The sequence below is a fragment of the Achromobacter anxifer genome (genome assembly GCF_903652925.1).
In the GTDB taxonomy this organism is placed as follows: Bacteria; Pseudomonadota; Gammaproteobacteria; order Burkholderiales; family Burkholderiaceae_B; genus Achromobacter; species Achromobacter anxifer.
Genome location: NZ_CAHLAR010000004.1, coordinates 281989 through 299235 on the forward strand (window position 1 = coordinate 281989; position 17247 = coordinate 299235).

A 17247-nucleotide genomic window follows, 5' to 3' on the forward strand; every position below is an offset into this window, starting at 1 on the left:
GAACGCGGCCTGCCATGTTTTACCCCCTCAACCTCGTTTCTTGGAAGCTGTTAAATGAAGCGAAAATTGCGTTCTTCCCTGTTTACGCGCGGTACTGGCGCCGCGTGCCTGCTGGCTTTTATCCCGGGACTGTCCCTGGCCGATGACGCTGCCAACAGTTCCGTCTATGGCCAGCGCGGGGCCAGTTCTCGCGGGTTGACGGTGGCGACCGGAGAGGGGCCGGCCGACGAATGGCTGTTCTACGGCACGCTGGGGGCAGGCTATGCGCCGCGCTATAGCGGCAGCGACGAATACTCGGCGGTGCCCATCATCGGCGTGGGCGTGCGCAGCCCCGGCGGTTTTTTCCTGGGCACCGACCGCGGCCTGGGCTGGGAAACGCAGGCGCTGGACAGCACCTTCCGTTTCTATCTGGCACCCAGTGCGTCGCGCAAGGACCACAAGAAAGGGTTCCAGGGTTCGGACAAGCTGAGGGGCATGGGCAATATCGACAGCCGGGCGCAGGTCGGCATGGACGCCGAAACCACGTTGGGGCCGGTGACCCTGTCGGCGTCGGTCGCGCACGCCTTCAAGAAGGGCGACGACCGCGATGTGGGCAGCGCCTACACCATGTTCAATCTGGGAGCCAGCACCACGGTGTACGAGGGCAGCGCCGGGATGATCTCGCTGGCCTTGTCCAGCACCTTCGGCGACGGCAATTACATGCGCACCTGGTATGGCGTGAGCGGCAAGCAGTCGGCCAAGTCCGGCTACCGCAAGTACACGCCCAAGGGCGGTCTGGAAAGCGTGGGCCTGGGCGCAACCTGGACCGTGCCCTTGAGTAAGTCCTGGGCGTGGACGACGGCGGCGGAGGCGCGGCGTCTCTACGGCGACGCGGCGGACAGTCCCATCGTGAAGGACCGCGCCCAGTACACCATCGGCACCATGATGACGTACTCGTATTGATCGGGGGTAGTAGCCCGTTCCCGGCCGGGAACGGGCTGGACGGAACCGGGTGCGCAAAGCCGCCGGTTCCGTCCAGGATGGGATTACAGGCCTTGCACGCGGCGGCCGCTGTCGGCCTCGAACCAGTGCAGCGGATGGCGGCCGTCCGGCCCCACGTTCACGCGATCGTTGACCTTGGCCGACGATTCGGAGAGCTGGCGGGTGGTGCAGCGCACGACCAGCGTGGACTTGCCGCAGCGGCAGTGGACCAGTTGTTCGGAGCCCAGCGTTTCCACCATCTCGACTTCGGCGGGCACGCCTTGGGTGTTCAGCAGCATGTGCTCCGGGCGCATGCCCATGATGACCTTGCGGCCGCGCACCTGCGCGGGCACCTGCAGCGGCGAGATTTCCAGCGAGGTGCCGTCCAGGGTCTGGACCGTGCCGTCGCCGGCCACGTTCACTTCCATCAGGTTCATCGGCGGCGAGCCGATAAAGCCGGCGACGAAGGTCGAGGCAGGCTTTTCGAACACTTCCATCGGCGTGCCGATCTGCTCGGGCACGCCCTGATACATGACGATCATGCGGTGGGCCAGCGTCATGGCCTCGACCTGATCGTGGGTCACGTACAGGCTGGTGGTGCCCAGGCGGCGGTGCAGCTTCATGATTTCCAGGCGCATCGCCACGCGCAGCTTGGCGTCCAGGTTCGACAGCGGTTCGTCGAACAGGAATACCTTGGGTTCGCGCACGATGGCGCGGCCCATGGCGACGCGCTGGCGCTGGCCACCGGACAAGGCGCGCGGACGGCGGTCCAGCAGGTGGCCGAGTTCCAGGATCTGAGCGGCCGCGTCCACGCGCTTCTTGATCTCGTCCTTGGAGAACTTGCGGATCTTCAAGCCATAGGCCATGTTCTCGAACACGGTCATGTGGGGGTAGAGCGCGTAGTTCTGGAACACCATCGCGATGTCGCGTTCGGCGGGTTCCAGGGTGTTGACGACCTTGTCGTCGATGATGATCTCGCCGCTGGTGACGGTTTCCAGGCCGGCGACCATGCGCATCAGCGTGGACTTGCCGCAGCCCGACGGGCCGACGATGACGATGAATTCACCGTCCTTGACGTCCATGTCGATGCCATGGATGACCGGCACGTTGCCGGCGTAGGTTTTCTTGACGTTGCGGAAGCTGAGAGTAGCCATGAGTTATTCGTGTTCGGAGTCGTGTTCGGGTGGGCGAGGGAGGATAGGCGTCACTTTTCAGTGTCGACCAGACCCTTGACGAACCATTTCTGCATCAGGATGACGACCAGCGCCGGCGGGATCATCGCAAGCATGGCGGTGGCCATGGTGATGTTCCATTCGGTCACGCTGTCGCCGCCGCTGATCATCCGCTTGATGCCGATGACGACGGGGTACATGTCTTCCTGCGTGGTGACCAGCAGCGGCCACAGGTACTGGTTCCAGCCATAGATGAACTGGATCACGAACAGCGCGGCAATGCTGGTCTTGGACAAGGGCAGCAGCACGTCGCGGAAGAAGCGCACCGGCCCCGCGCCGTCGATGCGGGCGGCCTCGATCAGCTCGTCCGGCACCGTCAGGAAGAACTGGCGGAACAGGAAGGTGGCGGTCGCCGAGGCGATCAGCGGCAAGGTCAGGCCGGCGTAGCTGTTCAGCAGGCCGAGGTCGGCCACGACCTTGTAGGTGGGCGCGATGCGGACTTCGACCGGCAGCATCAGCGTGACGAAGATCATCCAGAAGAAGAACATGCGGCCGGGGAAGCGGAAGTACACCACCGCGAAGGCCGACAGCAGCGAGATGGCGATCTTGCCGATGGAAATCGCCAGCGCCATGATCAGGCTGACGTACATCATGCGGCCCACGGGCGCGCCCGACGAACCGCCGGACGAGCCGCCGAACAGGGCTTGCATGTAGTTATCGACGAAATGCTTGCCGGGGATGAGGGACATCGGCGCGGACGCCACTTCCTGCGCGGTCTGGGTGGACGCGACGAAAGTGACGTAGAGCGGAAATGCCACCATCGCCACGCCGCAGAGCAGAATGACGTGGGCCAGAATATCCAGCCAGGGACGGCGTTCAACCATTGTTTGTAGCCTCGGACAAAATCAATACTGCACTTTGCGGTCGACGTAGCGGAACTGCACGACCGTCAAGGCAATCACAATGAACATCAGCACCACCGACTGCGCCGCGGACGAACCGAGATCCAGGCCGCGGAAGCCGTCGCTGTACACCTTGTAGACCAGGATGGAGGTCGACGTGCCGGGGCCGCCCTGCGTGGTCGTATCCACCACCGCGAAGGTGTCGAAGAAGGCGTAGATGATGTTGACCACCAGCAGGAAGAAGGTGGTGGGCGAGAGCAGCGGGAACACGATGCTCCAGAAGCGGCGCGACGGGCTGGCGCCGTCGATCGCGGCGGCTTCGATGAGCGAACGCGGAATCGATTGCAGGCCGGCCAGAAAGAACAGGAAGTTGTACGAGACCTGCTTCCACACGGCGGCGATCAGCACCAGGATCATGGCCTGGTTGCCATTCAGGCGCGGGTTCCAGTTCACGCCAGAGTGGTTCAGCGCCACGGCCAGGATGCCGACGGAGGGCGAGAACATGAACAGCCACAGCACGCCGACCACGGCGGGGGCCACGGCGTAGGGCCAGATCAGCAGCGTCTTGTAGAGGCCGGCGCCGCGGATGACGCGGTCGGCCATGACGGCAAGCAGCAGCGACACGCCCAGGCCGACCACCGCCACCAGGATCGAGAACACGGCGGTGACGCGGAACGAGTCCAGGTAGGCTTGCTGCTTGAACAGTTCGATGAAGTTGTCCAATCCGACGAACTCGGAGGACAAGCCGAAAGCGTCTTCCAGCCGCATCGATTGCCACATGGCTTGGCCAGCGGGCAGGAAGAAGAAGACCACGGTAATGATGATCTGCGGCAGGAGCAGCAGATAGGGCAAGGTCTTGTGCCCGAATACAACGCGTTTTTCCATAGGGGGAACCCAAGGTACAGAAAAGCGGCGGTTGAAGTAACCGCCGCCTGAAACCGCCTTCGTAAAATACGAGAGGCTTAAAGCCCTAAAAACCCAGGGCCTTAAGCCTTGTACTGCGTGGTGTGGAGCAGCCCAAGTCCTTGTTACGGCATGGAAAATACCGATTGACAGGACCCGGGCGGTATTTCAGAAGGGCGTTACTTTACACTCTTCTCGAACTTTTCCAGCAGTTCGTTGCCGCGCTTGACGATGCTTTCGGCGCCGTCCTTGGCGCTGACCTTGCCCGAAACGATGCGCTCGATTTCAGCGTCTTCGATTTCGCGGATCTGCGGCAGGAAGCCCAGGCGCAGGCCGCGCGATTGGGCGGTGGTTTCAACGTTCAGCTGCTTGACGCCGACTTCGGTGCCCGGGTTCTTGTCGTAGAAGCCTTCCTTCTTGGTCAGCTCGTAGGCAGCCTTGGTGACGGGCACGTAGCCGGTCTGCTGGTGCCAGCGGGCGGCGATTTCCGGGCTGGCCAGGAACTTGAAGAACGCGGTCACGCCCTTGTAGGTTTCCGGCTTCTTGTTGGCGAAGACCCACAGCGAAGCGCCGCCGATGATGGTGTTCTGCGGCGCGCCTTGCACGTCGGCGTAGTAGGGCAGGGTCGAGGTGCCGAATTCGAACTTGGCGTTCTTGGCGATGTTGGCGCGCAGGCCGGACGAGCCGGTGATCATGGCGCACTTGCCGCTGATGAACAGCGAGTTCGGCTCGTCGCCGCGGCCGCCGTACATGAAGATGCCTTCCTTGCCCAGCTTGGCCAGGTTTTCCAGGTGGCGCACGTGCAGCGGGGTGTTGATGGCGATGCGGGCGTCCAGGCCGCCGAAACCGTTGTCCTTGGTGGCGTACGGCACGTTATGCCAGGCCGAGAACGTTTCCAGCTGGACCCACGACGGCCAGGAGGTGGTGTAGCCGCATTCCTGGCCGGCTGCCTTCAGCTTCTGGCCGGCGGCGGCCAGCTCTTCCCAGGTCTTGGGAGGATTGTCGGCGTCCAGGCCGGCCTTCTTGAAGGCGTCCTTGTTGTAGTAGAACACCACGGTCGAGCTGTTGAAGGGCATCGACACCAGCTTGCCGTCGGCCGACGAGTAGTAGCCGGCCACGGCGCCGATGAATTCCTTCGGATCGATCGGGTTGCCGACCTCTTCGGACATCTGCTGCACCGGCTTGATGGCGCCCTTGGCGTACATCATGGTGGCGGTGCCGACTTCGAACACCTGGAGAATGTCGGGCGCATTGCCGGCGCGGAACGCGGCGATGCCGGCGTTCATGGATTCACCGTAGTTGCCCTTGTAGACTGCCTTGACTTGGTAATCGGGGTTCTTCTTGTTGAATTCGTCGACCAGGCCGTTCACGCGGTCGCCCAGCGCGCCTTCCATCGAGTGCCAGAATTGGATCTCGGTGGCGGCATGCGCGGACGCGCCTGCGAAAGCCGTCATGATGGCGGCAAAGGTTAGGGCAATACGGTGGGATCGCATAGAGAGGTTCCTCCAGTTGGGCGTGACGCGACCGGGTTGTCCGAGCGCGGAAAACACGACACCTTATGAATTGTTTGTGACAAAACCGTGACTTTCACATCACTCTAAACGCCTGTCAAATTGCGCGTTTTAGGCGCGAACGAACATTTTTCTTTTTTTCCCGAACGAGAACTCCCGTTTACAATCGCCTCCTATGAAAAACGAACTTTCGATTGCGTTCATTGGCGGCGGCAATATGGCAGCCGCCCTGGCTTCGGGCCTGGCTGGCAAAGTATGCGCCGCCGGGAACATCCATGTCATTGACATAAACCAGGATTCGCACGCCGCCTGGCAGGCCCGCGGAATGACCACCGCGACGGCCCCCGGCGAGGCCCTGGCGGCCTGCCGCGTATGGGTGTTCGCAGTCAAGCCACAGAACATGAAAGACGTTGTGGCTTCCACGCGTCAGTGGCTGCGCGACGACACTTTGGTGGTAAGCGTGGCGGCGGGCATCCGCGCCGATACGCTGGCCGCCTGGCTGGGTACGCCCGAGGCGCCGTTCAAGCGCCTGGTGCGCTGCATGCCGAATACCCCGGCCCTGGTGGGCGCAGGCATCACCGGCCTGGCTGCCCTGGACGGCGTGGACGCGGCCGACCGCGAACTTGCCGCCCGCCTGCTGTCCAGCGTGGGGCAGGTGGTCTGGGTTGCCGATGACGCCGCGCTCGACGGCGTGACGGCCTTGTCGGGCAGCGGCCCGGCCTATGTGTTCCTGTTCCTGGAGGCCCTGGTGGCTGGCGGCCAGAAGGTTGGGCTGACGGCTGAACAGGCCAAGCAATTGGCGCTGGGCACGCTGGCCGGGGCGACGCGCCTGGCGGCCGAGTCCTCGGAACCGCTATCCACGCTGCGCGAACGGGTCACCTCCAAGGGCGGCACCACCGCCGCCGCGCTCAATGCCTTCGGCGCCGCGGGCTTCGCCGGCATCGTCGAGGACGCCATGGCCGCCGCGGCGCAGCGCTCGCGCGAGCTGGCGGAGGAGTTCGGGAAATGACGGTTGCGGCCTCCAGGCGCTTTGCCGCCATGAGTCGGCCGCAGTTCGCCATCGCCGTGCTGTGCATGCTGGTGGTGGTGGTCGGCTCCAACATCCTGGTTCAGGTGCCGCTGAATGACTGGCTGACCTGGGGCGGCCTGTCGTATCCGGTGGCGTTCCTGGTCACCGACGTGCTGAACCGCCGTTTCGGCCCGGCCGCCGCGCGCCGGGTGGTCTGGTTCGGCTTCGCCGCCGCGCTGGTGGTGTCGGTCTGGGTGGCGTCGCCCCGCATCGCGCTGGCTTCGGGCCTGGCCTATATCTGCGCGCAACTGGTCGACATCCAGGTGTTCGACCGCCTGCGCGACCAGCGCTGGTGGCGTGCGCCGCTGGTGTCGGGCGTGCTGGGCGCCATCCTGGACACGGCGGTGTTCTTCAGCGTCGCCTTCGCCGCGACCGGCGCGCCCTGGATGACCTGGATGATGGGCGACCTGGCCATCAAGCTGGCGGTCAACATCAGCATGCTGGCGCCGTTCCGCGCGCTGATGTGGAATCTGGCCAAGCCGGCCAACGCCTGATCGGACGGCGCCTGCCTGGGCGCCGTCGGGTTTCCTGACTAGTTGGCCTGGGCGCCGGACTGCTTGATCAGGTCCGACCATTTCGCCAGTTCGTCCTGTCCGAACTTGTCGATGTCCGCCATCGGCACGCTGTTCCTCTCCACGCCTTGGACCTCCAGCTTGGCCGTGATGTCCGGATTCGCCAGGGCGGCCGCAGCCGCGTCCCGCAGCTTTTGCAGCACCGGGGCGGGGGTTGCGGCCGGCGCGTAGATCATGAACCACGCTTGCAGGTCGAAATTCCCGCCCAGCTGCTCGGCGATGGTCGGTACCTCAGGGGCGGACGCGCTGCGCCGCATGCCCGAAGTGCCTAGCGCGCGCAGCTTGCCAGCCTTGATGTGCGGCAGTACGGCAATGGGGTGATAGAACATGAATTGGGCCTGGCCCGACATGACGTCGGTCAGCGCCTGGCTGCCTTCCTTGTAGGGGATGTGCACCATGGTGCCGCCCAGGCGCGATTTCAACAGTTCCCCGGCGAGATGGCCCGAGGTGCCGGTGCCGGCCGAAGCGAAGCTGATGCCGCCCGGCTTCGCGGCCGCGGCAGCCAGGTCCTTGAGATCGCGGATCGGCGAGCCGGCGGCGACCACCAGCAGGGTGGGCGTGGAGCCGACCATGGCGACGGGCGTGAAATCGCGCAAGGGGTCGTAGCCCAGCTTCGGATACAGCGCCTTGTTGATGGCATGCGTGCCGACCGTGCCCATGACGATGGTGTAGCCGTCAGCCGGCGAGCGGGCGACGAACTCGGTGCCGATGGAGCCGCCCGCGCCCGCTTTGTTTTCGACGATGACGGGTTGGCCCAGGGACTTCGCCATGGCGTCGCCCATCATGCGGGCGACGGTATCGGTGGTGGTGCCGGGGCCGAACGGCACGATCATCTTGATGGGGCGTTCGGGGTAATCCGCGGCGCGCGCGGGCTGGGCCGCCAGGCCTAGCGCGCCGGCGAGCAGGGCCAATGCGGCGAAGGCGAGGCGGGCCGGGCGGGCGGGGTGGCCGCGTACGGATCCCAAGCAAGTAATCGTCATGGTGTTTGTCTCCTGTGTTTATCATGCGCCGCCGGCTACCCGCCACGCGCGTGGCAGGCAGGCCCGCGGCGTGCGTTCAGCGGTCCGTGTTGCCGAATCCGTCTGGAACCTTGCCGTCGTACTGCAGTTCGCGAGTCGCCTGGTACGACAGGGCGAAGCCCGCGGGCTGCTGCAGTTCCTCATACAGGTGCGCGATCAGGCCGGCCGTGCGCGCCAGCAAGGGCACGCCGCGCAAGGCCTGCAGCGGGAAGCCGGCGCCCAGCAACACCGCGGGAATGGCGGCGGACACGTTCAGCTTGAGCGCCTTGCCAAGCACCTCCGGGATCTGCCGTTCCACGGCTTCGGCGATCTCGATGTAGGTCTGGTCCGAACCGCAGTCCCGCGCCACTTCGAACAGCCTCGCCACGCGCGGATCCCGCGTCTTGTGTAGCGGGTGGCCGTAGCCCGGGATGGCCCGGCCTTCGGCGCGATAGCGCTTCAAAACCTCCAGCGCAGCCGCGTCCAGGTCCAGCTGCCGCTGTTCCGCGCAATCCTTGATTTCGGCGAAGAGGCGGCCGGCGGTCTCCGAGGCGCCCAATATGACCGACCCGCAGCCGAGCAGGCCGGAAGCAACCGCGCCCTGCATGGCGTCGGGCGCGGCGGCCAGCGTCATGCGGGCCGCCTGCACGCTGGGTACCAGGCCATGTTCGGCGATGGCGACCAGCGTCGCGTCCAGTACGGCCGTGGCGGCGGCATCGGGCCGGCGGCCGGTGACCAGCAGGTGGAAGTAGTCGGTAAAGGAGATCTTGCCTATCAGGTCGCGGCACAGATCCTCGCCGCGCACCACGATCGCGTGTTCGTCGGAGGTGCAGATGGCGCTGCGGGGTATGGTTGCCTTGCCTATTTTCATGACGGGTCCCGGGTATCAGGGTGGGGCTTGCGGGCCGCGAGCGCGCCGCGGATCTCGGCGTTGTGTTCGCCCAGCACGGGCGGCGGAATGACGGTTGAGGCGCGCTGGCCGTCGAAGCTGACTGGCGAGCGCACGGTGCGCCACCGTCCTTGCGTGGGATGAGAGCCCTCGATCTCCAGCTGGAGATGCCGCGCCTGCGGGTCCTGCAGCGCTTCGGCCGTGTCGTACATGGGCGCGTGCGGCACGTCTTCGGCCGCAAGGCGCCGGCACCATTCCTCGCGGGTCCGCAAGGCGAAGACCGCGCCGAGCACGCTGATCAACTCCTCATGGTGGGCGATGCGGCCGGCGCGCGTGGCGAAGCGCGCGTCCTGCAGGATGTCGGGCCGCTCAATGGCATTGGCCAGTCCGCGCCAGAACTTTTCAGGCGAGGACATGTGCAGGGCCAGCTTCTTTCCGTCGGCGCAGGCCAGGGCATAGGACTGGGACACGCTGGGCCGGCTGAAGGGGCCCATGACCTCGCCCTCGGAAAAGTAGTGGGTGAACGCGTCCAGGTTGAAATGGCACATGGCTTCCAGCATGGACACTTCCACGCTACGGCCCACGCCCGTGCGGGCGCGCTCGACCAGCGCGCCGAGTATGCCGTAGGCGGCGTAGAAGCCCGTGAGCGCGTCCGCGATGGCCGGGCCCACGACGCGCGGGTTGGCGGGGTTCACCAGGAGATTGAGAAAACCGCTGGCGGCCTGGGCCACCGAGTCATAGGCCGGCCGCGCGGCGGCGGGGCCGGTCTGGCCGAAGCCGCTGATCGCGCAATACACCAGGCGCGGATTGAGGGCGCGCAGTCGGGCTTCGCCCGCGCCCAGCCGTTCGGCGGCGCCCGGGCGGAAGTTCTGGATATAGACGTCCGCCTCGCGTATCAGGTCGTCGAAGACCTGCGCGTCGTCCGGCTTGCGGGCGTCGATTTCTATGCTGCGCTTGTTGCGGTTGTAGGTTTGGTAATGCGGGCTGTAAAGGCCGCCCTTGAAGGCGCGGAACGGATCTCCCGTGCCGGGTTGCTCCACCTTGATGACGTCGGCCCCCAGATCGGCCAGCAGCATTCCCGCCGCCGGACCGGTGATGAAGGTTCCCTGTTCGATGACGGTGATGCCATCCAAGACCTTGGACATGGATTTTTCCTCTTGCATGTGCTGCGAGTCGATAGGCTATCGGCCTCCATGCAAAGATGAAAATGATTAATATCGTCCATGATCATTGATAGTATCGATTATTGGAGGCTTGTGCCATGGAACTGCGGCATCTCAGGTACTTCATCGCCCTGGCCGGCGCGCTGAACTTCACGCGCGCGGCCGAACGGGTGCATGTGACGCAGTCGACGCTGTCCCACCAGATACGCCAGCTGGAGGACGAGATCGGCCAGCCCTTGTTCGAGCGCATCGGCAAGCGCGTGGTTATGACTGAAGCCGGCGAGACCTTCCTGGCCTACGCGCTGCGGGCGTTGAAGGAGATCGACCAGGGGCTGGGGGAAATCAAGCAGGACCTGGCGCAGACGACGGGAGAGGTCCGGGTCGGCACCACCCACACCTTCAACCTGAATTTCATTCCCGATTGCGTGGCCCAGCTGCTGAGCCGCAGTCCCGGCGTGAAGATCGTCATCGAGGAGCTGCCCGCCGATGCCATTGCCCGGAAACTGGAGTCCAGCGAACTGGACATAGGCGTGGCGTACCGGCCCGAGGCGCCGAGCGAGCTGCGCTTCGAGCCCTTGTTCAACGAAGAACTGGTGCTGGTGGTGTCCGCCAGCCATCCGCTGGCGGCGCGCCGGCGCATCCGGATGATAGAACTGCATCGCGAACCGCTGGTGCTGCTGCCGTCAGGATTTTCGACGCGGCGCATGCTGGATGAGTGCTTCCAGGCCGCCGGCGCCGCGCCCGAGGTCGTCGCGGAAATGAACACCATTGCGGCGATGCTGGGAATGGTGGCGCGCATGCACGTCGGCGCCATTGCTGCCGCCAGCGCCATCGCGCAGGACCCCGGGCTGCGCATGATTCCCCTGGAGAGTCCGACGCCCATGCGCACCCCGGGCTTGCTGTTCAATAATGCGCGGCCACAGACCCGGGCGGGCAGGGCGTTTACCGCCTTGCTGCGCAGGCGCGCCATGGGTCACGGAGAGAGTGCCGGCCGGACATAATCCGGTCCGGAATCGTGAGGCTCTCCATTATTCGTAAGTCCGGCGTAAGTACTGTATTTAAATGCGTATTTAAACGACGTATTAATGAGCGGCTTATTTAAAACGCCAAGCACGATTCCGTTCGGAACGCCAGATATTTAATAAGGTTTCCTTGCGGATTCTCCAGCGATTTCATGGGCTTGCAATCGCAATCCGTCACGATTAAAGGTTGCGGCGTAAATATTGGGGATTACACGCAGTGACAGTGTGGCGGCTTGCTTCCAGAATACCGGCCACACCGTGATTTTGCCCAAGAAGCCGGCGACGGGCGACTCGGATTAACGGATTACCCACCCGATAAACCGTGTCGTACAGAGCCGCTCAAAACCTCGCTGGAGAACTCCGCATGAAGTTTCTGAATCGCCTTACCCCGGTAGCCATGGCGCTTGGGGCACTTGCCTTGGCTGGCGCCGCGCACGCCGCCGACACGATCAAGATTGGCATTCCCCAGCCCATGACCGGCCCGAACACGCAATACGGCGACCAGATCCAGGCCGGCGCATTGACCGCGATCGAGACCATCAACGCCAAGGGCGGCGTCAAGGGCAAGAAGCTCGAGCCGATCCTCATCGACGACGGCTGCGAACCGAAGCAGGCCGTGCCCGCCGCCAACCGCGTGGTCAACTCCGGCGCCAAGTTCGCCGTGGCCCATGCGTGCTCGGGCGTGACCGTGGCTGCCGTCAAGGTCTACGAGGAAGAGGGCATCGTCGGCATCACCCCGGGCGCGACTTCGCCGTTGGTCACCGACACGATCAAGCCGCACTTCTTCTTCCGCACCATCGGCCGCGATGACCAGCAAGGTCCGTACGCCGCCCATTACATCGCCAAGACCCTCAAGCCCACCAAGGTCGCCGTGCTGCACGACAAGCAGACCTACGGTTCGGGCGTGGCCACGCAGGTCCGCGACACCCTGGTCAAGGACGGCGTGAACGTCGCCATGTTCGAAGGCATCAACGTCGGCGACAGCGACTATTCGGCCATCATCACCAAGCTCAAGTCGGCCGGCGTCGACCTGGTCTACTTCGGCGGCTACCACCCCGAACTCGGCCTGCTGCTGCGCCAGTCGCGCGAACAGGGCCTGAAGGTCCAGTTCATGGGTCCGGAAGGCACCGCCAACCAGGATCTGGTGGCCATCGCCGGCCCGGCCATCGACGGCCTGCTGGTCACGCTGCCCGCCGACTTCACCAAGCTGCCCGGCAACGAAAGCATCGTGAAGGCCTTCAAGGACGCCAAGCGCGATCCGGACGGCGCCTTCCAGATGCCCGCGTACGCCGCCGTGCAGATCCTGGCCGACAGCATCAACGCGGTGGGCGAGGATCCCGCCAAGGTGGCCGACTACATGCACAAGACCACCTTCAACACTGGCATCGGCAAGGTCGAGTACGACGCCAAGGGCGACCTGAAGAACTTCGAGTTCGCCGTCTACAAATGGGATAAGGACGGCAAGAAGACCCAGCTGTAAACTCGCGATCCGCCGGCGTCGCCGGCGTGTAGGGCCTGTCGTCCTCGTTCTGCCGTAATCCGCGTAGCGATGCGCCAAAAGCGCTGTGCGGCCGGCGGGCGCAGATGCCAGGCCCTTATAAAATACGCCCAGGTTTCCGGCTCCGGGTCTCTCTACCGGGGCCGGAACCATTTGGAGCAAGAGAAATAATGTCTGACCTCATACCCCAACTTACCCAGCAATTCTTCAACGGATTGTCTCTGGGCGCGATCTATGCGTTGATTGCCATCGGCTACACAATGGTCTACGGCATCATCGGTATGATCAACTTCGCTCACGGCGAAATCTACATGATCGGCGCCTATGTCGGCCTGGTCACCCTGACGGCCATCGGCACCAATAGCGGCCTGCCGGTACCGTTCATCATCGCGGCCATGCTGGTCGTGGCCATCGTGGTCACGGGCATCTACGGCTTCAGCGTCGAGCGCGTCGCCTACCGGCCCGTGCGCGGCAGTCCCCGCCTGGTGGCGCTGATCTCGGCCATCGGCATGTCGATCTTCCTGCAGAACTGGGTGGCCCTGGGCCAGGGCGCGCGCGACATGGCCGTGCCTTCGCTGGTATCCGGCGCCGTGCAGTTCCACATGGGATCCGACTTCGACGTGACGGTGCCGTATTCGCGCATCATGATCATCGTGGTCACCGTGTTGCTGATGATCGCGTTGACGCTGTTCATCAAGTACTCCCGCATGGGCCGCGCCTCGCGCGCCTGCTCGCAGGACATGCACATGGCCAACCTGCTGGGCATCGACACCAACCGGGTGATCTCGTTCACCTTCGTGATGGGCGCGATCCTGGCGGCGGTGGGCGGCGTGCTGATTGCCATCACCATCGGCAAGCTCAATCCCTTCATCGGCTTCCTGGCCGGCATCAAGGCCTTTACCGCGGCGGTGCTGGGCGGCATCGGCAGCATCCCCGGCGCCATGCTGGGCGGCGTGCTGCTCGGGCTGGCCGAGACCTTTGCGGCTGCCTACATCTCCTCACAGTACAAGGACATCGTGGCGTTCTCGCTGCTGATCCTGATCCTGCTGTTCCGTCCCACCGGGCTGTTGGGCAAACCTGAGGTGGAAAAAGTCTGATGTCGAACAACAATCTGAAAAACGCCACGATGGCGGCCGTGCTGACGGCTGTCATCGTCACCCCCGTCTTCGGCCTGCAGCTGATCCGCCAGGGCGCGCGCACCACGATGGAGTCGAACTGGTCGCTGGTGGCGATTGCCGCCGCGGTGGTCTTCTTCTTCCAATTGCTGCGGCCCTGGATCGCCAAGCCATTCCAGAAGCTCAAGACGGGCCTGCCCACTCTGCCGGCCGCGCCGGCCAAGACCCACAAGCCGCTGGCGCTGCTGTTGCTGGCGATCGCGGTGGTCTGGCCGTTCTTCGCCGGCCGCAGCTCGGTGGACATCGCCACGCTGGTGCTGATCTACGTGATGCTGGGCCTGGGCCTGAACATCGTCGTGGGTTTCGCGGGCCTGCTGGACCTGGGCTTCGTGGGCTTCTACGCGGTGGGCGCCTACACCTACGCCTTGCTCTATCACTGGGGCGGCTGGAGCTTCTGGGAAGCGCTGCCGTTCTCGGGCGCGATGGCCGCGCTGTTCGGCTTCATCCTGGGCTTCCCGGTGCTGCGGCTGCGAGGCGACTACCTCGCCATCGTGACGCTGGGCTTCGGTGAAATGATCCGCCTCTTGCTGATCAACCTGAACACGCTGACCGGCGGTCCGGACGGCATCTCGGGCATTCCCAAGCCGACGGTGTTCGGCCTGGAAATGACCCGCCGCGCCAGCACGGAAGGGGGCACCACGTTCCATGAATTCATGGGCTGGAACTTCCAGAACCAGGACATGGTGGTCTATCTGTACCTGATGGCGCTGCTGCTGGCCCTGGTCACGCTGTTCGTGTCCACGCGCCTGATCCGCATGCCGGTGGGCCGCGCCTGGGAAGCGCTGCGCGAAGACGAGATCGCCTGCCGTTCGCTGGGGCTGAACCCCACGCGCATCAAGCTGTCGGCGTTCACGCTGGGCGCGATGTTCGCCGGCTTCGGCGGCGCCTTCTTCGCGGCGCGCCAGGGCATGGTGAACCCCGAATCCTTCACCTTCATCGAATCGGCGCTGATCCTGGCCATCGTGGTGCTGGGCGGCATGGGCTCGCAGGTGGGCGTGATCCTGGCGGCTGTGCTGCTGACGGTGCTGCCGGAAGTCGCGCGCGAGTTCGCCGAGTACCGGATGCTGATGTTCGGCCTGGTGATGGTATTGATGATGATGTGGCGTCCGCAGGGGTTGTTGCCCATGAAGCGTCCCCACGTGGAGCTGGCTAAATGAGCGAGGCATTGCTGAAAGTATCCGGACTGACCATGCGGTTCGGCGGCCTGCTGGCCGTCGACAGCGTGGCGTTCGAAGTCAAATCCGACGAGGTGTTCGCCATCATCGGCCCCAACGGGGCCGGCAAGACCACCGTGTTCAACTGCGTGGGCGGCTTCTATGCGCCGACGGCGGGCGAGATCACCATGGACGGCCAGGCCATCACCGGCCTGCCCAGCCACAAGGTGGCGCGCCACGGCCTGGTGCGCACCTTCCAGAACGTGCGCCTGTTCAAGCAGCTGACCGTGCTGGAAAACCTGCTGGTGGCCCAGCACACCCAGGTGGAAGCGCGGCTGCTGCCGGGCCTGCTCAAGCTCAAGTCCTACCGCCAGTCCGAGACCGACGCGCTGGCGCGCGCCGCGCAATGGCTGGATTTCATGGGCCTGCGCGAGTTCGCCAACCGCGAAGCCGGCAACCTGGCCTACGGCCACCAGCGCCGCCTGGAGATCGCGCGCTGCATGATCACCAAGCCGCGCCTGCTGATGCTGGACGAACCGGCGGCCGGCCTGAATCCTCAGGAAAAGCGCGATCTGCAATCGCTGATCGACCAGCTGCGGCGCGAGTTCGGCGTCGCGGTGCTGCTGATCGAACACGACATGAGCCTGATCATGGGCATCTCCGACCGCATCCTGGTCATGGAGCACGGCAAGCCCATCACTACCGGCACCCCCGAGCAGGTGCGCAACGACGAGCGCGTCATCAAGGCGTACCTGGGGGAGGAATAATGCTTAAGCTGGATAACATTCATACCTACTACGGCGCCATCCAGGCGCTGAACGGGGTGTCGGTTGAGGTCAACAAAGGCGAGATCGTCACGCTGATCGGCGCCAACGGCGCGGGCAAGACGACGCTGCTGATGACGGTCTGCGGCAATCCGCGGGCCAAGGAAGGCACGATCACGTTCGAGGGCGAGGACATCACCCACAAGGACACGCACCACATCATGCGCAATGGCATCGCCATTTCGCCGGAAGGACGGCGAGTCTTCAAGGACCTGACCGTCGCCGAGAACCTGATGATGGGCGGCTTCTTCGCCAAGCGCGACGAGATCGAGGCCGGCATCGACCATGTGTATGGCCTGTTTCCGCGCCTGAAAGAGCGCGCCAGCCAGCGCGCCGGCCTGATGTCGGGCGGCGAACAGCAGATGCTGGCCATCGGCCGCGCGCTGATGACGCGTCCGCGCCTGCTGTTGCTGGACGAACCCACGCTGGGCCTGGCCCCGCTGGTGATCGCCCAGATCTTCGACATCATCCGCGAGATCCGCGAACAGGGCGTGACCGTGTTCCTGGTCGAACAGAACGCCAACAAGGCGCTGGGCGTGGCCGACCGCGGCTACGTGCTGGAGAACGGCCGCGTGGTGTTGCAGGACACCGGCGCCAATCTGCTGGTCAACGACCAGGTGCGCAAGGCGTATCTGGGCGGCTGATCCTTATTCCCCGCGAAGGGAAATTGGGCGCATCGGAAGATGCGCTTTTTTTTCGCTCAAGCAGCCGCCAGCTCTTCCGCCTGATAGTGCGCAATAGCCGCCCGGGCCAGCGCGTCGATGGAGTCCGTCAGCGTTACGCCCAGGCTCGGGCGCAGCGCGTGCGGCACGGCCAGGGGCAGCTCGGTGCATCCCAGCACCACCGCGTCGGCGCCGCGCGCCTTGAGGCGGGCGATGCATTCGGCGGCCGGCGCGTAGGCGTCTTCAAGGCGGTTGGCCTTGACCGCGCGGATCGACCCCATGCAATAGCGTTCGACTTCGTCGTCGTCCGGCACGATGCATTCGTAGCCTTGCGCTTCCAGATGCCGCTGGTACAGGCCCAGCTTCAGCGTGGCGGCCGTGCCCATCAGGCCGATGCGGCCGGCGGGCAGGCCCAGGCGGCGCAGATCGTCGATGACGGCCTGGATGATGTGCAGCACCGGCACGCCGGTGGACGCGGCGATCTGGTCGTACCAGAGGTGGGCCGTGTTGCAGGGGATGGCGATGAGTTGCGCGCCGGCCTGCTGCAGGAAGCGCACGCCTTCCTGCATGTAGGGCAGGGGATTCTCGCCGCCGGCCATGTACGCGCTGGAGCGGTCGGGGATGCGGGGGTCGTTGCGCAGCAGCGTGGGGATGTGCTGCTGATCGATCGCGGCAGGCGTCAGCGCCGCCAGACGCAGGGCAAAGGCCGCGCCGGCCATGGGGCCCATGCCGCCCAATACACCCAGGTAACAACCCTGGGAATAGGTGTTCAC

Annotated in this window: 17 protein-coding genes; 9 read left to right on the top strand and 8 right to left on the bottom strand. The window is 64.8% G+C overall.

All coding sequences use genetic code 11. The annotated features are described in order from the left end of the window. The first annotated feature begins 54 nt into the window (after positions 1-54). Positions 55-942: a MipA/OmpV family protein gene (locus tag HWY37_RS14360; protein WP_175205631.1), complete on the top strand. Its 888-nt coding sequence runs from the start codon at positions 55-57 to the stop codon at positions 940-942. A gap of 83 nt (positions 943-1025) precedes the next feature. Here the strand turns inward: HWY37_RS14360 and HWY37_RS14365 are convergent, their stop codons facing one another. The 4 genes from HWY37_RS14365 to ugpB form a co-directional block, all read right to left on the bottom strand. Further along, entirely contained in the window at positions 1026-2114 is a 1089-nt protein-coding gene (locus HWY37_RS14365; RefSeq protein ID WP_176088893.1) for a sn-glycerol-3-phosphate import ATP-binding protein UgpC, read from the bottom strand. A gap of 50 nt (positions 2115-2164) precedes the next feature. Continuing rightward, positions 2165-3016 carry a sn-glycerol-3-phosphate ABC transporter permease UgpE gene (ugpE, locus tag HWY37_RS14370; RefSeq protein WP_013393954.1) on the bottom strand — a complete coding sequence of 284 codons (852 nt, stop codon included), beginning with the start codon at positions 3014-3016 and terminating at the stop codon, positions 2165-2167. Positions 3017-3037: 21 nt separating this feature from the next. Then, positions 3038-3919, bottom strand: coding sequence for a sn-glycerol-3-phosphate ABC transporter permease UgpA (ugpA, locus tag HWY37_RS14375; protein ID WP_175205633.1), 882 nt, complete (start codon positions 3917-3919; stop codon positions 3038-3040). A gap of 197 nt (positions 3920-4116) precedes the next feature. Beyond that, positions 4117-5430, bottom strand: coding sequence for a sn-glycerol-3-phosphate ABC transporter substrate-binding protein UgpB (gene ugpB, locus HWY37_RS14380; protein WP_175205634.1), 1314 nt, complete (start codon positions 5428-5430; stop codon positions 4117-4119). A gap of 193 nt (positions 5431-5623) precedes the next feature. On the opposite strand from ugpB, the gene proC reads away from it, so the two are divergent. Together proC and HWY37_RS14390 are read left to right on the top strand one after the other, a co-directional pair. Continuing rightward, the gene (gene proC, locus HWY37_RS14385) at positions 5624-6457 is read left to right on the top strand and encodes a pyrroline-5-carboxylate reductase (protein WP_175205635.1); all 834 of its coding nucleotides are present in this window, start codon (positions 5624-5626) and stop codon (positions 6455-6457) included. Further along, positions 6454-7011, top strand: a complete 558-nt coding sequence (locus tag HWY37_RS14390; RefSeq protein ID WP_175205636.1) for a queuosine precursor transporter — start codon at positions 6454-6456, stop codon at positions 7009-7011. Before proC ends, HWY37_RS14390 begins: the two co-directional genes overlap by 4 nt. A 38-nt stretch (positions 7012-7049) precedes the next feature. Here HWY37_RS14390 and HWY37_RS14395 read toward each other — a convergent pair whose 3' ends face one another. From HWY37_RS14395 to HWY37_RS14405, 3 genes are all read right to left on the bottom strand, one after another. After that, the gene (locus HWY37_RS14395) at positions 7050-8069 is read right to left on the bottom strand and encodes a Bug family tripartite tricarboxylate transporter substrate binding protein (protein ID WP_175205637.1); all 1020 of its coding nucleotides are present in this window, start codon (positions 8067-8069) and stop codon (positions 7050-7052) included. 76 nt (positions 8070-8145) lie between these two features. Then, positions 8146-8958: a citryl-CoA lyase gene (locus HWY37_RS14400; RefSeq protein ID WP_175205638.1), complete on the bottom strand. Its 813-nt coding sequence runs from the start codon at positions 8956-8958 to the stop codon at positions 8146-8148. After that, complete coding sequence (locus tag HWY37_RS14405; protein WP_175205639.1) at positions 8955-10121, bottom strand: CaiB/BaiF CoA transferase family protein; 1167 nt, start codon at positions 10119-10121, stop codon at positions 8955-8957. Before HWY37_RS14405 ends, HWY37_RS14400 begins: the two co-directional genes overlap by 4 nt. Before the next feature lie 116 nt (positions 10122-10237). On the opposite strand from HWY37_RS14405, the gene HWY37_RS14410 reads away from it, so the two are divergent. The 6 genes from HWY37_RS14410 (at position 10238) to HWY37_RS14435 (ending at position 16456) form a co-directional block, all read left to right on the top strand. Then, a complete protein-coding gene (locus tag HWY37_RS14410; protein ID WP_175205640.1) occupies positions 10238-11140 on the top strand; it encodes a LysR substrate-binding domain-containing protein in 903 nt (300 codons plus the stop codon). Positions 11141-11525: 385 nt separating this feature from the next. Next, a complete protein-coding gene (locus HWY37_RS14415) occupies positions 11526-12641 on the top strand; it encodes a high-affinity branched-chain amino acid ABC transporter substrate-binding protein (RefSeq protein ID WP_175205641.1) in 1116 nt (371 codons plus the stop codon). Positions 12642-12829: 188 nt separating this feature from the next. Continuing rightward, on the top strand, positions 12830-13756 hold the full coding sequence (livH, locus tag HWY37_RS14420; protein WP_175205642.1) for a high-affinity branched-chain amino acid ABC transporter permease LivH: 927 nt from the start codon (positions 12830-12832) through the stop codon (positions 13754-13756). Beyond that, positions 13756-14991 carry a high-affinity branched-chain amino acid ABC transporter permease LivM gene (locus tag HWY37_RS14425; protein WP_175205643.1) on the top strand — a complete coding sequence of 412 codons (1236 nt, stop codon included), beginning with the start codon at positions 13756-13758 and terminating at the stop codon, positions 14989-14991. The genes livH and HWY37_RS14425 overlap by 1 nt, the downstream gene beginning before the upstream one ends. Then, positions 14988-15755: a high-affinity branched-chain amino acid ABC transporter ATP-binding protein LivG gene (gene livG / locus HWY37_RS14430; RefSeq protein ID WP_175205644.1), complete on the top strand. Its 768-nt coding sequence runs from the start codon at positions 14988-14990 to the stop codon at positions 15753-15755. The genes HWY37_RS14425 and livG overlap by 4 nt, the downstream gene beginning before the upstream one ends. Continuing rightward, positions 15755-16456, top strand: a complete 702-nt coding sequence (locus tag HWY37_RS14435) for an ABC transporter ATP-binding protein (RefSeq protein WP_176088894.1) — start codon at positions 15755-15757, stop codon at positions 16454-16456. The genes livG and HWY37_RS14435 overlap by 1 nt, the downstream gene beginning before the upstream one ends. A 56-nt stretch (positions 16457-16512) precedes the next feature. On the opposite strand, the gene cuyB is transcribed toward HWY37_RS14435, so the two are convergent. Beyond that, the gene (gene cuyB, locus HWY37_RS14440) at positions 16513-17247 is read right to left on the bottom strand and encodes a cysteate racemase (RefSeq protein ID WP_175205646.1); all 735 of its coding nucleotides are present in this window, start codon (positions 17245-17247) and stop codon (positions 16513-16515) included.